Source organism: uncultured Stenotrophomonas sp. (assembly GCF_963519125.1).
GTDB lineage: Bacteria > Pseudomonadota > Gammaproteobacteria > Xanthomonadales > Xanthomonadaceae > Stenotrophomonas.
Genome location: NZ_CAUQLJ010000016.1, coordinates 69937 through 83660, shown reverse-complemented (window position 1 = coordinate 83660; position 13724 = coordinate 69937). Strand labels below are relative to the sequence as shown.

The 13724-nt window shown below is 65.3% G+C and carries 15 protein-coding genes and 1 other RNA gene; 8 read left to right on the top strand and 8 right to left on the bottom strand.

Annotated elements, in window-relative coordinates:
• Positions 1-169 precede the first annotated feature (169 nt).
• Together grpE and hrcA are read right to left on the bottom strand one after the other, a co-directional pair.
• Positions 170-685: a nucleotide exchange factor GrpE gene (gene grpE, locus RYM47_RS14525; protein ID WP_315388765.1), complete on the bottom strand. Its 516-nt coding sequence runs from the start codon at positions 683-685 to the stop codon at positions 170-172.
• An 82-nt stretch (positions 686-767) separates the two neighbouring features.
• Positions 768-1835 (bottom strand): heat-inducible transcriptional repressor HrcA, encoded by a 1068-nt coding sequence (gene hrcA / locus RYM47_RS14520; protein ID WP_315388764.1) that lies wholly within the window; start codon positions 1833-1835, stop codon positions 768-770.
• A gap of 125 nt (positions 1836-1960) precedes the next feature.
• Between hrcA and recN the strand changes: the two genes are divergently transcribed.
• Positions 1961-3622: a DNA repair protein RecN gene (recN, locus tag RYM47_RS14515; RefSeq protein WP_315388763.1), complete on the top strand. Its 1662-nt coding sequence runs from the start codon at positions 1961-1963 to the stop codon at positions 3620-3622.
• 48 nt (positions 3623-3670) lie between these two features.
• On the opposite strand, the gene RYM47_RS14510 is transcribed toward recN, so the two are convergent.
• Positions 3671-4588 carry a LysR family transcriptional regulator gene (locus RYM47_RS14510; RefSeq protein ID WP_315388762.1) on the bottom strand — a complete coding sequence of 306 codons (918 nt, stop codon included), beginning with the start codon at positions 4586-4588 and terminating at the stop codon, positions 3671-3673.
• A gap of 95 nt (positions 4589-4683) precedes the next feature.
• Here RYM47_RS14510 and RYM47_RS14505 point away from each other — a divergent pair, with 95 nt between their 5' ends.
• Positions 4684-5919 carry an SGNH/GDSL hydrolase family protein gene (locus RYM47_RS14505; RefSeq protein WP_315388761.1) on the top strand — a complete coding sequence of 412 codons (1236 nt, stop codon included), beginning with the start codon at positions 4684-4686 and terminating at the stop codon, positions 5917-5919.
• Positions 5920-5967: 48 nt separating this feature from the next.
• On the opposite strand, the gene fur is transcribed toward RYM47_RS14505, so the two are convergent.
• Positions 5968-6384: a ferric iron uptake transcriptional regulator gene (gene fur, locus RYM47_RS14500; protein WP_068851145.1), complete on the bottom strand. Its 417-nt coding sequence runs from the start codon at positions 6382-6384 to the stop codon at positions 5968-5970.
• A 103-nt stretch (positions 6385-6487) separates the two neighbouring features.
• Between fur and bamE the strand changes: the two genes are divergently transcribed.
• Positions 6488-6883, top strand: coding sequence for an outer membrane protein assembly factor BamE (gene bamE / locus RYM47_RS14495; protein WP_315388760.1), 396 nt, complete (start codon positions 6488-6490; stop codon positions 6881-6883).
• A 150-nt stretch (positions 6884-7033) separates the two neighbouring features.
• Here the strand turns inward: bamE and RYM47_RS14490 are convergent, their stop codons facing one another.
• Both RYM47_RS14490 and RYM47_RS14485 read right to left on the bottom strand, forming a co-directional pair.
• Positions 7034-7291, bottom strand: coding sequence for an RnfH family protein (locus tag RYM47_RS14490; RefSeq protein WP_315388759.1), 258 nt, complete (start codon positions 7289-7291; stop codon positions 7034-7036).
• 3 nt (positions 7292-7294) lie between these two features.
• On the bottom strand, positions 7295-7723 hold the full coding sequence (locus tag RYM47_RS14485) for a type II toxin-antitoxin system RatA family toxin (protein ID WP_315388758.1): 429 nt from the start codon (positions 7721-7723) through the stop codon (positions 7295-7297).
• A gap of 57 nt (positions 7724-7780) precedes the next feature.
• Here RYM47_RS14485 and smpB point away from each other — a divergent pair, with 57 nt between their 5' ends.
• The 5 genes from smpB (at position 7781) to RYM47_RS14460 (ending at position 11608) form a co-directional block, all read left to right on the top strand.
• Positions 7781-8284 (top strand): SsrA-binding protein SmpB, encoded by a 504-nt coding sequence (gene smpB, locus RYM47_RS14480; RefSeq protein ID WP_070206511.1) that lies wholly within the window; start codon positions 7781-7783, stop codon positions 8282-8284.
• A gap of 228 nt (positions 8285-8512) precedes the next feature.
• A complete protein-coding gene (locus tag RYM47_RS14475; RefSeq protein WP_315388757.1) occupies positions 8513-8869 on the top strand; it encodes a hypothetical protein in 357 nt (118 codons plus the stop codon).
• A gap of 110 nt (positions 8870-8979) precedes the next feature.
• Positions 8980-9372, top strand: a transfer-messenger RNA (tmRNA) gene (gene ssrA / locus RYM47_RS14470).
• A 161-nt stretch (positions 9373-9533) separates the two neighbouring features.
• Positions 9534-10757 carry an integrase arm-type DNA-binding domain-containing protein gene (locus tag RYM47_RS14465; protein ID WP_315388756.1) on the top strand — a complete coding sequence of 408 codons (1224 nt, stop codon included), beginning with the start codon at positions 9534-9536 and terminating at the stop codon, positions 10755-10757.
• 152 nt (positions 10758-10909) lie between these two features.
• Positions 10910-11608 carry a hypothetical protein gene (locus RYM47_RS14460; protein ID WP_315388755.1) on the top strand — a complete coding sequence of 233 codons (699 nt, stop codon included), beginning with the start codon at positions 10910-10912 and terminating at the stop codon, positions 11606-11608.
• A gap of 349 nt (positions 11609-11957) precedes the next feature.
• On the opposite strand, the gene RYM47_RS14455 is transcribed toward RYM47_RS14460, so the two are convergent.
• Positions 11958-12572 carry a hypothetical protein gene (locus RYM47_RS14455; RefSeq protein WP_315388754.1) on the bottom strand — a complete coding sequence of 205 codons (615 nt, stop codon included), beginning with the start codon at positions 12570-12572 and terminating at the stop codon, positions 11958-11960.
• Complete coding sequence (locus tag RYM47_RS14450; protein WP_315388753.1) at positions 12553-13569, bottom strand: hypothetical protein; 1017 nt, start codon at positions 13567-13569, stop codon at positions 12553-12555. Before RYM47_RS14450 ends, RYM47_RS14455 begins: the two co-directional genes overlap by 20 nt.
• Positions 13570-13724 lie beyond the last annotated feature (155 nt).

Below are 13724 nucleotides of genomic sequence, written 5' to 3'. Positions count from 1 at the left end.
AGTTGGTGGTGCCGAGGTCGATACCAATGATCTTGCCCATGGGGGAGACTCCTGAAAAGTGGGAAACGTCCGGCTGCTGCCGGGTTATGAATGGGATGTGTGGGACGCAGTTGTCACTTTCAAGCCATGAATCGGACGCTGTGTCCGATCACGACCAAACACGTTCAGGTCAGTCGCGGGCGACCACGACCAGGGCCGGGCGCAGCAGGCGGTCGTTGAGCTGGTAGCCCTTCTGGAACACCTGGACCACGCTGCCCGGGGCGGCGCCGGGGGCGTCGACCTGGCTGATCGCCTGGTGGTGTTCGGGGTTGAACGGCTGGCCGGTCGGGTCGAGCAGGGTCAGGCCGTTGTCGGCAGCGACCTTCAGCAGCTGCTTGTAGGTCAGCTCCAGGCCTTCGCGCAGCGGGCTGGGCTCGGCGCCGGCGGCGTTCAACCCGGCGTCCAGGCTGTCGAATACGGGCAGCAACTCGCCCAGCAGCTTTTCATTGGCGAAGCGGCGCGCCTGTTCGACGTCGCGGGCCACGCGCTTGCGCTGGTTGTCCAGGTCGGCGCGCTCACGCAGCGACTCGGACCGGAGCAGGGCCAGTTCGTTGTGCAGGCTGTCCAGCTGCTGCTGCAGGGAATCGCCCGCGGCGGCGTCGCCGGCCGGGGTCTGGGATGCGATATCGGCGTTATCTTGGTTCATTGTCGGATCCTTGGCGGTGACTCTCCGCCTCCACCCACCCCTATGTGGGCGGCCGGACCCGATTCAAGAGCCGAAGGGGCGTTTATCCGCGATCGCGGGACAATCCGGCGCCGCCTGGCGCATCCAGCGCCGCACCCAGCACCTGGGCGGTGGCTTCCACCAGCGGGATCATGCGGTCGTAGGCCATCCGCTTGGGACCGATCACCCCCAGCACGCCCAGCACCTGGCCGCCGGCCGAATACGGCGCGGTGACCAGCCAAATGTTCTCCAGCGGCATCACCCCGGTCTCCTCGCCGATGAAGATGCGTACGCCCGGGGCCTGGATGGTGCGCTCCAGCAGCTGCAGGATCTCGCGCTTGCTGGCGAACAGGTCGAACAGCTCGCGCAACCGGTCCAGGTCGGACAGGTCCTGCACGCCCATCAGCCGGGTCTGCCCGGCCAGCACGATATCGTCGGCCGGCGGCGCCATTGCCTGCTCGGCCAGCTCCACGCTGTGGGCCAGCAGCTGCTCCATTTCCGAGCGCGCCTCGCGCAGTTCGACCAGCAGCCTCGAACGGATCTCGGACAGCGGCCGGCCGGCGCAGTGGGCATTGAGGTAGTTGGCGACCTGCTCCAGCTCGGCCGGCTCCCAGCTGCGCCGGGGCTCGATCACCCGGTTCTGCACCTCGTTGTCGGCGAACACCAGGATTGCCAGCACCCGGCGCGCGTCCAGGGCCACGAAATCGATGTGCCGGAACGCGAACTGTTCGCGCTTGGGCGCACCGACCACGCCGACGAAGTGGCTCATCGCCGAGAGCAGCTCCGACGCGCTGCCCAGCAGGGCCTGGGTGCCCGCCCCGCTCGACAGCTCGCTGCGCAGCCGGCTCAGTTCGCCCTCGCCGGGCGGCTGCATTTTGACCAGACTGTCCACGAACACCCGGTAGCCGTGCGCGGTAGGCACGCGGCCGGCCGAGGCATGCGCCGAACTGAGCAGGCCCAGGTCTTCCAGGTCGCCCAGGATGTTGCGGATGGTGGCCGGGCTCACATCCAGCCCGGCCAGCCGCGCCAGGGTCTGCGACCCGACCGGCTCGCCGTCCTGGATGTGGCGCGCGATCAGCGTCCGCAGCAGGTGGCGGGCGCGCGGGGCGAGATGGGGCGCGGACGGATGCATGGAATCAACCTGTGAGACGCGAGACTGGATAATGGCAGGCCATTGCCCGGCAAGGGATCAGGGAAATGCCGATTGGAGCTGCCCCTCGCCCATGCTAGCGTTGCGCGGCTCAAGAAACGAACACCATGCTCAGACATCTATCGATCAAGGATTTTGCCGTGGTCCGCGCCACCGAACTGGAGTTCGGCGCGGGCATGACCGTGGTTTCCGGCGAGACCGGCGCAGGCAAGTCGCTGATGGTCGACGCGCTGGGCTTCCTGTCCGGCCTGCGCGCCGACAGCGGCGTGGTTCGCCACGGGGCGGCCCGCGCCGAGCTGTCGGCCGAATTCGCCCCCGGCGACGACGCCCCGGCCCGGCGCTGGCTGCGCGAGAACGAGCTGGATGACGATGAACAGTGCCAGCTGCGCCGGATCATCCGCGCCGACGGCGGTTCGCGCGCCTGGATCAACGGGCGCCCGGTGACCCTGTCGCAGCTGAGCGAGCTGGCGGCCATGCTGGTCGAGATCCACGGCCAGCACGAACAGCAGGCGCTCTTGGCGCGGCCGTCGCAGCTGGCCCTGCTGGACGCGTATGCACGCAACGACGCCGAACGCGCCCAGGTCCGCCAGGCGGCGGCGCGCTGGCAGGCGCTGGTGGACGAGGCCGAATCGCTGTCGCGCCAAGGCGATGTCAGCGACCGTATCGGCTTCCTCGAACACCAGCTCGGCGAACTGCAGCGCGAAGACCTGGAACCGGCCTCGATCGCCGCGCTCGGCAGCAGCCACCGCCGCCAGGCCCATGCGGGGGCGCTGGTCAGCGCCTGCGACGTAGCCGCCGCACGGCTCAATGGCGACGACGAGGTCTCGGTCCTGCAGCTGCTGCAGCAGACCCGGCACGACCTGTCGCGCGTGGCCGAACACGACGCACGGCTGGGCGAGGTGGATGCGCTGCTGGACAGCGCGGTGATCCAGCTGCACGAAGCCCTGGCCCTGCTCGACCGCGTCCACGACGACCTGGATGCCGACCCCGAGCAGTTCGAGGACATCGAACGCCGTCTCGGTCGCCTGCACGACCTCGCCCGCAAGCACCGCGTGCCGATGGAAGGCCTGGCCGAGCACCGCGACGCGATGGAAGCCGAGGTCGAACAACTGCGTGGCGCCGACACCCGCCTGCAGGCGCTGGCCGGCGAAATCGAGCGTGCCGCCGGACAGTGGCAGGCCGTGGCAGCCACACTCAGCACCAGCCGCAGCACGGCGGCCAAGGCGCTGTCGGAGTCCACCACTACGCTGATCGGCGAGCTCGGCATGGGCGGTGGCCAGTTCCTGATCGAGATCGAACCGCATGCGGCGGCCAAGCCGGACCCGAACGGCGCCGAGCGCGTCGAGTTCCTGGTCGCGGCCAACGCTGGCCAGCCCCCACGCGCGCTGCGAAAAGTCGCCTCCGGCGGCGAGCTCTCGCGCATCTCGCTGGCCATCGAAGTGGCCGCGCTGGGCCTGGACGCGGTGCCGACGATGGTCTTCGACGAAGTCGATTCCGGCATCGGCGGCGCGGTCGCCGACATCGTCGGCCAGAAGCTGCGTGCGCTGGGCGAGAAGCGCCAGGTGCTGTGCGTCACCCACCTGCCGCAGGTCGCCTCCAAGGGGCACGCCCACTACCGGGTCAGCAAGGCGCCGGTGGAAGGCATGACCCAGAGCGCGGTCGAGAAGCTCGACGTCCGCGCCCGCGAAGAAGAACTGGCGCGCATGCTGGGCGGCGTGGAGGTCACCAAGGAAGCCCGGGCCGCCGCCCGCAAGCTTTTGCAGGCGTAGGGCGGGGTTCTGCCCCGCTGCGGTAGAGCCGGGCCCTGCCCGGCTGCTTCACCCCACCGGGCGCCCCAGATCCACCCGCTCCACCAGAAAATCCAGAAACGCCCTCACCCTTAGCGGCAGATACCCGCCCTGCCCCACGAACACCGCATGCACCTCCTCGAGGTCGCCCGGGTTCGCCTCCTCCAGCACCGGCACCAACCGCCCGGCCGCCACATCGGCCTGCACCTGGAACGCCGCCAACCGCGCCAGCCCCAGCCCGGCCACCACCAGCCGACGCAACGCCTCGCCATCACTTGCTCGCGCATTCCCGCTGGGCGGCACCACCTGCACCTGCCCCTCGTGCAGCACCGGCCAGCCGGTCTGCGCCCGCGCATGGCCGATGTCCAGCCGGTTATGCGCCAGCAGTTCCACCGCATCGCGCGGCAGCCCGTGCCGTGCCGCATACGCCGGCGCAGCCACGATCATCATCCGGGTCGAGCCCAGCTGCCGCGCCACCAGGCTGGAGCTCTTCAACGGACCCGCCCGCACCGCGACATCGGTGCGCTGCTCCAGCAGGTCGATCACCTCGTCGGTCAGCACCAGGTCCACCCCGACCTGCGGGTGCCGCTCCAGGAATGCCGGCAGCAGCGGCAGCAGGAAGTGATGTCCGAACGGCACGTTGCTGTTCACCCGCAGCCGCCCGCGCGGTTCGGCATGGGCGCTGGCACAGCGCTCGGCCTCGTCCAGATCGGCCAGTACGCGCAGGCCGCGCTCGTAAAAGGCACAGCCCTCGGGCGTGAGCTGCAGCTGGCGGGTGGAGCGCTGCAGCAGACGCGTGCCCAGCCGCTGCTCCAACCGCGCCACCAGCTTGCTGACCGCCGAAGGCGTCATGTCCAGCGCGCGCGCCGCCGCCGAAAAACTGCCGGCCTCGATCACCCGCACGAAGATCTCCAGCTGGCCGGAACGGTTGATGTCAGGCGTCGGCATTGGCGAATCCAGTTCACAGATGATTGTCCGTTGGCAGTCTAGTTCACAGATAGGGCGCCGCGCACGATGACTACCTCTTCCTCTGGATGCCTGTCATGCGCCCTCTGATTCCCCTTCTCGCCGCTACCTTGATCGCCTTCGCCGCCGTTGCGCCGCAACCGGCCCGGGCCGCCTCACCCGCACCGCACTGGGTGGCCAGCTGGCAGGCCAGCCCGCAGCCGGTGTGGGGTTCCGACTTCGTGTTTCCCACCAACCTTCCGCAAATACTGAACGACCAGACCTTCCGCCAGACCGCGCGGATCAGCCTGGGCGGGCCGCGCCTGCGGGTACGCCTGAGCAATGCCTACGGCACCGTGCCGCTGAAGGTCGGCGGCGCCAGCGTGAGCCGCGCGCCGGGAAGCCAACCTGTCCCGCTCTTGTTCGACGGCCATCCCGGCATCGTGATCGCCCCCGGAAAGGACCGCCTCAGCGACCCGCTGGCGCTGCCCACCCACGACCTGCAGGCGGTGCAGGTCGACGTCTACGTGCCCGGCCCCACCCCGCTGCAGACGTTCCATTGGGACGGGCGCCAGACCAGCGCGACCGCGCCGGGCAACCAGACCCGGGACACCGCCCTGCGTGGCAGCACGGCCACCACCGCCCGGCTGTTCCTGACCGGCATCGAGGTGGAGGCCCCGGCGGCGGCGCGCAGCGTGGTGGTGATCGGCGATTCCATCACCGACGGCGCCACCGCCAGCCTGGACCGCGACCAGCGTTGGACCGACCACCTCGCCAACCGGCTCGCGCCGCAGGGGGTGGCCGTGGTCAATGCCGGCATTTCCGGTGGTCGTCTACTGCGGGACGGCATGGGCGAGTCTGCGCTGGCCCGCTTCCAACGTGACGTGCTGGACCAGCCAGGCATCGCCACGGCGGTCGTGCTGATCGGCATCAACGACATCAGCTGGCCGGGCACGCCCTTCGCCCCGGACCAGGCGCAACCGTCGCTGGCCGAGCTGCAGTCCGGCTACCGCCAGCTGGTCGAACGCGCACATGCCGGCGGGGTGCGGGTTGTCGCAGCCACCCTGCTGCCGTTTGCCGGTGCGCTGTCCGGGACCCCACTGGAGGGCTACCACCAGCCCAGCAAGGACGCGCTGCGCCAGCAAGTGAATGCCTGGCTGCGCACGGACGCGCCCTTCGACGCGGTGGTCGACCTCGACCAGTTCCTGCGCGACCCGGTCGACCCGTCGCGAATGGCCGAGGCGTTCGACTCCGGGGACCACCTGCACCCGGGTGACGCGGGCAACCGGGCCATGGCCGAGGCGGTGGACCTGCAGGCGCTGGTCGGGAAATGAAAAAACCCCAGCGTGGCCGGGGTTTTCAGGGGCGCAGGCAACCGAGGGTTACTTGCGCTTCTTGCGCACGTAGAGCACCAGCGAGTGCTCTTCCAGCTCGTAACCGTGGTCGGCGGCGATCTTGCGCTGCAGTTCTTCGATTTCGTGGCTTTCGAACTCGATGATCTTGCCCGAGTCGACATCGACCATATGGTCGTGGTGGCCGCCGCGGTCCAGTTCGTAAACGGCCTGGCCGCCCTCGAAATTGTGCTTCAGCACCAGGCCGGCGGCCTCGAACTGGGTCAGCACCCGGTACACCGTGGCCAGGCCGATCTCGTCGCCATGCTCCAGCAGCTGGCGGTAGATGTCTTCGGCCGTCATGTGGTGCTGGTGCTTCTGGGCGTCGCGCTGCTCGAGCAGGGCAAGGATCCGCATACGCGGATGGGTCACCTTCAGGCCAACTTTGCGCAGGTCGTGGGTTTCCATAGGTCTCCGTTCATTGGCGATTTAGCGCCAGCTGCCTCGGATCGGGTCGCGGCGACACGTTCGGAGTGTATCATCGACTGGATTTCCCCAAACGCCATTCCCGATGCGCAATCTCCTGCTGGTCGCCGCCGTTGCCCTGTCCACCACGGGCTGCGGCATCATCTACAAGCAACCCATCTACCAGGGCAACCTGATCCGGGAGCAGTCCGTCGGTCAGCTGCAGGTGGGCCAGAGCAAGCAGCAGGTCAACGCGCTGCTCGACACCCCCTCCATCGACGACCCGTTCCACGCCCAGCGCTGGGACTACACCGCCAGCCAGCGGCTGGACCGCCTGGGCCGGACCGAGACCAAGAACTTCGTGGTCTTCTTCGAGAACGACCAGGTGACCCGCTGGGAGGGTGATTTCTTCCCGAACAACGACGCCCAGCTGGCCCGCGACCAGGTGCGCCAGTTCGGCCGCAACCTGGCCAAGGACAAGAAGAAGCAGCGCGGTCGGTAATCCGGGGCGCTTTGGGTGGCAGCCGGGCACGGTCCGGCTGCACCTTGGTGATTCGCTTACAGCCTGGCTATTCGTTGAACGGGCACGTAGCGACGCGTTCGTAAGCGCGGCTCGGCGGGACTATCGGGGCGCGGCTCTGCCCGGCCGCTATCACCGTTCGCGGGCTCGACGCCGGCGGTTGTCTTTGGGGTCTGCTACCAGCGGCCTCAGCAGCTCTACCCGGTCGCCATCCAGCAAGAGCTGCGTGCCCCTGGCCAACACCCCATGCACAGCCACGGCCGGGCAGCCTTCGCTGCCCTCGATCCCGGCGGCAACCACCGCCTCGGCCACCGTAGCGCCCTCGCCCAGCTCCAGCAGGCGTGATTCCACCCGCTCCGGCCAGGCCAGCACCACCTCCACCCGGATCACAGGTCAGTCCTGCTCGTCGGCGACGCGCACGAAATCATTGACCATGCGGTCGGCCAGTCCCTGGAAGCCCAGTGCCAGCGCCGGCCCGAGCAGGCGCGAGTTCGGCTCGAACTCCAGGGTCAGGGTCACCTTGCAGGCGTCCTCGGCCAGCGAATGGAACTCCCAGCGGCCATGCAGTCGCTTGAACGGTCCATCACGCAGCTGCATATCAATATGGTGCGGACGCTGCAGGGTGTTTTCGGTCATGAACCAGGTCGAAAACGACCCGAGGCCCAGATCCAGCCGCGCCACGACCCGGTCCGGACCCGTTTCCAGGACCTGCGCGGCCGAGCACCAGCGGAAGCGGCGCGGGTAGGCGTCGATATCATTGACCAGGTCGAACATGCGGGAAGCCGAATGTTCGACCAGGGCACTACGTTTGATGGTTGGCATGCGAAGGCTTGGCTGGCGAATCGACCACGGAGGGCCTGAATCGGAGACAATAGATAAATGAGCAAGAACAGCGCCAAGGATAAAGCAAAGAACGCGACGGCCAACAAAACCATCGCGCTCAACAAGCGTGCCCGCCACGAGTACTCACTGGAGGACCGCTACGAGGCCGGCCTGGCCCTGCAGGGCTGGGAGGTCAAATCGATCCGCGCCGGGCGCGGCAACATCATCGACGCCTACGCCTACGTGAAGGACGGCGAGATCTTCCTGATCGGCGCCCAGATCACCCCGCTGATCCAGGCTTCCACCCACGTGGTCGCCAACGACCGCCGCGAGCGCAAACTGCTGCTCCACCGCGCGGAGATCGACAAGCTGGTCGGCAAGGTCGAACGGGACGGCTACACCATCGTGCCCACCGCGATGTACTGGAGCAAGAACAAGATCAAGCTGGAAGTGGCGCTGGCCAAGGGCAAGCAGACCCACGACAAGCGCGACGCCGAAAAGGACCGCGACTGGGCCCGCGAAAAGCAGCGCACCATGCGCCGCCACAACCGCGACGCCTGATCGCGCCGGGGCACCGGATGGGCGCCGTCCCGCCGATGGCTACACCCTGCGCCACCGATTGCCGCATCATGAAACCCACCGTAGCGCCGGGCTCTGCCGCGCCGAGGCACCATACGGGCGCCATTATTCTTAGCGCATCGCCATGCGCCCGTGACTTATCGCATCATCACACCACCGTAGCGCCGGGCTCTGCCCGGCTGCTCTTTGCCCAACCCCCGGAGCGTCCCCGTGACCGAAGAAACCATCCAGGAAACCGCCCCGAGCGCGGACCCGACCACCACGCTCCAGGCCGACATCGCCGCCTACGAGACCATCTTCGGCGAACTGACCCGCGCCATGGACCCGGCCGCCCTGGTCAAGGTGCTCACCTACACCCTGCGCAACGCCAAGCGTGTCGCCTCCGAGAACCAGAGCTACGACTCGCTGGAACACCGCCGCCTGGTCGCCCGGATCGAGGCGCTGATGACCCGCGCCGAGCCGGAAGCCCGCAAGCAGGCCATGACCCAGCGCAACGCCGCCAACCATGACCGCAAGGTCCGGGCCAAGCACCAGGCCGACAGCAAGCGCCAGCGTGAAGGCAGGTAAAGCCGACAGGCCCGGCCGCTTTCGGGTGACTGTTCAGCTGAATTGGAGTAGGATCGGGCCTGTCAAGTAATGTCCGGGTCGCCGGACAGCTTGCAGGTCTTGAAGAAACCGGGGGTGCATTGGTTTCGACGAGGGTTGTGAAGTTACTTGGTGCATGCCGAGGGGGCAGCTTTCCTCGTAAATCCAGCGGCAAAACTCTAGTTGCCAACGACGACAACTACGCTCCGGTCGCTCTCGCAGCCTAAAAGCTGTTTGAGTTACCTTCTGCCGACTTAGGCGGAGCCCCGAACCCACTTGTGTCCGTGCTCGTCGGTGTAGGGTCATTATCATGGAATCGGTTGTGATGGCTGCCTGTCAGTCACGACCTAACCTAAAGCAGGCTGATCCTGGAGTGCGTTTCGCACACCGTACTTCTTCAGGACGACACCGAACGGTGAGCTAAGCATGTAGAACCGGGGATGGAGTGCCTTCGGACGGCGGTTCAATTCCGCCCACCTCCACCAACGCTGGGTCCCACGGGGCCCACCGAAGCCGAGAAAGCCTTATAAAACGGGCCTCTCGGCTTTCTTTTTGTCCAATGCGGTCCGGGGGTATCCGTTGCAGCCCATGCGACTGTGGGGGTATATCTTGGGGTATCGCCTCCGCCCCAAAACCCGATACCCCCATGCCCCTGACCGACGTCGCTATTCGTCGCGCCAAGCCGTCCGACAAGCCGCAGAAGCTGGCTGACGGCGGCGGCCTGTACCTCCTGATTACCACGGCCGGCGCCAAGAGCTGGCGCTGGAAGTACCGGGTCGCCGGGAAGGAGAAGCTGCTGACGCTGGGGCTGTACCCGGACGTCACCCTGGCCTGCGCCCGCGAGGCGCGCGACGACGCAAGGCGCCTGCTGCGCTCCGGCGTCGACCCCGGCCTGCAGCGCAAATCAGTGGCTGCCTGCCCCGCCGGCATACCCGTCGACAGCTTCGAGTCGATCACCCGGGAGTGGCTGCGCGGCCGCCAGTGGGTGCCCGGCTACGAGAAGAAGGTGGTGGCCTGGTTCGAGAACGACGTGTTCCCGGCCATTGGCGCGCGGCGCGCGGTCGACCTGAAGGCGTCGGACTTCCTCGCCATAGCCAGGAAGATGGAGGCACGGGAAGCATTCGAGTCGGCGCACCGCGTGATGCAGAACTGCGGCCAGGTCATGCGGTATGCCGTGGCCACCGATCGGGCCGAGCGGAATCCAGTGCAGGACCTACGCGGTGCGCTGGTGCCGGCTCCCGAGCGTAACCATGCGGCGGTAGTGGATCCGGGCCAATTGGGAGGCCTGCTCCGTGCTCTGCACGCCTACCGGGGCATGGGCGTCGTCAGCGCCGCCCTGAAGCTGATGCCGCTGGTGTTCGTTCGCCCGATCGAGCTGCGGGCAGCGGAATGGGCGGAGGTCGACTTGGATGCGGCCCTCTGGAGCATCCCCGCCGGCAGGATGAAGATGCGCCAGCCACACGTGGTGCCGCTGGCCCGTCAGGCTGTGGACATCCTGCGGGATCTGAAGGAAACGATGCCTACAGACTATGCCGGCAAGTACGTGTTTCCCGGCCTACGCACGGACTCGCGCCCAATGTCGGAGGTAGCCGTCCTGGCGGCTCTGCGGAGCATGGGATTCGACAAGGATACGGTCACCGGGCACGGGTTTCGCGCCACAGCGCGTACGCTCCTGGACGAGGTTCTAGGGTTCCGGCCGGACATCATCGAGCACCAGCTAGCCCACGCGGTGAAAGATCCCAACGGCCGCGCCTACAACCGCACCACGCACTTAGCAGAGCGGACGCGGATGATGCAAGAGTGGGCGGACTACCTTGACCGACTGCGCGCCGGCAGCGTTGTGGAGTTTCGGCCCAACGTAGCCGCCTGATGGTCGTCAAAGCTGAAAGGAATCGGCAGGGCATAAGTTGCACCACGAGGGGGGGCGGCGGTCGGACCCTCCTTTTTCGTCTCGCGATGCGCACCGCGCTCCTTGCAGGTGCTATGTTGCCGCCACAGCAATCATGGACGATGAGGATGGGAATGAAACACACATCGACTGGGTCGAACCGAGCATTTCCATGGGCGGCGCTTGTCACTTGGTTGGCATTGCCTGGCATTCTGCTGTGGTTGACCTATCTGACAAACAATTCCCTTCCCTTTTGGGCACACCAGCTGTATTACCTGCCTTTGGGAAGCTGGATGGGAAGGCCCTTCTTCGAGCCAGACTCGGAAGTGATGTTCTGGGCAAAGCCCGCAGGCCGATGGGCGACAGGCATTCTCTACCTTAGCGTAGTAGCAGCGATCACCTATTGCCTAGATCGCTTCCGTCGCTGGCCCAACACCATGTGGCGGCACGTTGCGGCATTCGCAGCCGTGATCGCCCTGTCAAACGTCGCGGCAAATTATTTCGATGTTTACCCGAGGTCATATCCCGAGTTCTCGTATGGCCGGGTCGACGCCTTGGCTGACCTCTGCGCGCTGTGGTTCGCACTCATTGGCGGGTGGATATCAGGAAGGTATGGATTCGCGATAGCGGCCGCCATGCTGTACTTGGCCTATAGCGTTCTTGGCATGTACTTCGTAATCAATGCGTTCGGCGTCGGTTTGCAGCAGGCCTTGGCCGCCAATGCCCTCAACACGGCAACTTCTATGGGCGCTGCCGCACTGGGCGCTTGTGTAGGCGTATTCCTCAGCAGCCCGCGGGGGCGCGCGCCGATCCCACAAAAGTCAGCGGAATGATTAGTGCGCGACTGGCCTGCCCGACGGCGCTTGCCAGGCGAAAGGCAGCTGGCCACTGGCCACTTCGAGAGCGCGAGAACCAGGCGAACGTGCGCCATGGTAGCGCCTTCTCTCGCACTTCAGCTGCATCAGTGCACGGGTCGAAGGCCGTCGCGTTACGGTGTGGTCCGTAGCTTGGGAAGCTCCTAACCAATCCTTGTAAAATCAGCTAGATAGGGGCGATCCCTGCTCCGCAATCGTCCAGTTAGCAACGGCATGTTGCCCGGCTTTTTTTGGACTCCACCAACCCATTGCGGAGCGAATTGTGTCCCAGCTGGTGAGGTAGAGGTCGTATTCCCGATAGCAACCATCACCGCTCATAGCGGCGGTTGCTTTCTTGGACCCTGGCGTTCAATTCATCGTCCAGATGCGCGTCATGCAGCTCAAAGATCTGCACGGGCAACAGCGTTGCGCGGACGACGCATTGAGCTAGCGAACCGCCAACGATGGCAAGGACCACCGAATGAACCAATAGCGGCATGCCAGCAAAGAAGACAACCAGGTAGATCAAGCACAGGACCGCAACAACGAGTGCGTACGCCAACGTGACCGCTTGTGATGCAAGCAAGTAGCGCAGGCGAGATCCATAATCCCTAAGAGTCTCCACATCTAGAGCCTGGGTACTCCCAAGCCTACCCGTGAAGAGCATCAGGGTAACCAAAAAGCCCACCAGCAGGCCGCTAAACGCTAAAACCCCACCGAAGACGGCAGCCAGTGCCCCTTCCGAAAATTCAGCCACCGACGCCGATGATAGAGCGCTCGGGATCGCACCTGCTGCAAAGATCAATACCGCCCACAGAGCATTAAGCTGACGCTCTTTGCGCGATGGGGAGCGAAAGGCCCCGATCGCGCGCGCAACCTCCAGCCACGTACCCCACTCGGACGGAACCGAACGGCGCAGGCGGTCAAGCCACTTCAGCGGCAACGACCGGCGCATCGGTGTTGAAGAGACCCGTGTCATTGATGAGACGCCAGCCGTGCCGCGCGATTCGAAGCTCATCCAAGTAACTCCACAAACCTTCGATCAGCTCACTCATGTGCAGCACTCCAGCATTGTCCATGGTGACAGATACCGTGTGCCGCGCCTTGTAATTTCCAACGCCACTGATGCAATTACCATCCCGCAGTTCAAGCGCGACCCTATCCAACGGCGAGTCTTCTTCCAGGGAAACGTTCACCGCGTCGACAACATCATCCGTACTCAGAATCTCGTTAGCTCCGGATTCCCATGTAGCCGAAAATTTTGAAGCATTTCGGAATCTAGCTTTGCCAGCCCGAAGAGGGCTCGTCCAGCCCTCATCGCCTTGGTCAGAGCCGTCGACCATCCTGAGAACGATCCTCTTGACCCCACCGCCACGCTGAATTGCCGATCGGAGGTCTGCGTTGGCGACATCCAGCAATTCAATGGTCGGATACGACTTAGCCGGGTCTCCGTAAGTCAGCAGATGCTGGAAAAGTCGGCTGAGCAACTTTTCAACTGCACCCACCCCTCCGCTTCCTTTCACATTTTCGACCAAGACGATCTCGCCCAACGCCACGCAGCGGCAGATCGTGACCAACTCCCGCACCTGACCCGAGTCGTCTCGAAGCTGAGCGGTCGTAATATCGGGCTCTTCTGCGGCGAAGTTCAGGGAAATCTGATCGGGAGCGTGTCCATTGACGTAGCTTCCCACCTCGAAATAAACCCCTCGCTGGTCACCATGCGGACGAGGTCCGATTTTCCGGACGAACGAACACGAAGTGAACGGGGCAAGGACGCCATCGGTCGGAACTACTGGCCAATGCCTCTTCGACCACACCGGAGCAACTTCCTTCAGCTTCAACAGAAGTGCGTCAATAGGAAGGGGAAGGAAATCTTTCCGTCGCCCGCTCTTGAACCTCACCTTCTTGGCGTAAATCGTCTTGTCGATTTGTCTTGACATCTTGTCTGCCCCCTGTGGCAACGACTCCTAGGGGGACATTATGGACTTAACCTAGGAAGAGCGCGCCGGGCAGGCCATTAGTAATATTACTAATTTAGCTGAAGACGGAAGTCAAGGGCGGCCGTTCTGAGGACGCTGCCTACAGTCAATCAACT

What these genes read in the sequence shown, in the direction of transcription:
- grpE (WP_315388765.1), bottom strand. Translation starts at nt 685, where the DNA reads ATGAACCAAGATAACGCCGATATCGCATCCCAGACCCCGGCCGGCGAC.
- hrcA (WP_315388764.1), bottom strand. Translation starts at nt 1,835, where the DNA reads ATGCATCCGTCCGCGCCCCATCTCGCCCCGCGCGCCCGCCACCTGCTG.
- recN (WP_315388763.1), top strand. Translation starts at nt 1,961, where the DNA reads ATGCTCAGACATCTATCGATCAAGGATTTTGCCGTGGTCCGCGCCACC.
- RYM47_RS14510 (WP_315388762.1), bottom strand. Translation starts at nt 4,588, where the DNA reads ATGCCGACGCCTGACATCAACCGTTCCGGCCAGCTGGAGATCTTCGTG.
- RYM47_RS14505 (WP_315388761.1), top strand. Translation starts at nt 4,684, where the DNA reads ATGCGCCCTCTGATTCCCCTTCTCGCCGCTACCTTGATCGCCTTCGCC.
- fur (WP_068851145.1), bottom strand. Translation starts at nt 6,384, where the DNA reads ATGGAAACCCACGACCTGCGCAAAGTTGGCCTGAAGGTGACCCATCCG.
- bamE (WP_315388760.1), top strand. Translation starts at nt 6,488, where the DNA reads ATGCGCAATCTCCTGCTGGTCGCCGCCGTTGCCCTGTCCACCACGGGC.
- RYM47_RS14485 (WP_315388758.1), bottom strand. Translation starts at nt 7,723, where the DNA reads ATGCCAACCATCAAACGTAGTGCCCTGGTCGAACATTCGGCTTCCCGC.
- smpB (WP_070206511.1), top strand. Translation starts at nt 7,781, where the DNA reads ATGAGCAAGAACAGCGCCAAGGATAAAGCAAAGAACGCGACGGCCAAC.
- RYM47_RS14465 (WP_315388756.1), top strand. Translation starts at nt 9,534, where the DNA reads ATGCCCCTGACCGACGTCGCTATTCGTCGCGCCAAGCCGTCCGACAAG.
- RYM47_RS14460 (WP_315388755.1), top strand. Translation starts at nt 10,910, where the DNA reads ATGAAACACACATCGACTGGGTCGAACCGAGCATTTCCATGGGCGGCG.
- RYM47_RS14450 (WP_315388753.1), bottom strand. Translation starts at nt 13,569, where the DNA reads ATGTCAAGACAAATCGACAAGACGATTTACGCCAAGAAGGTGAGGTTC.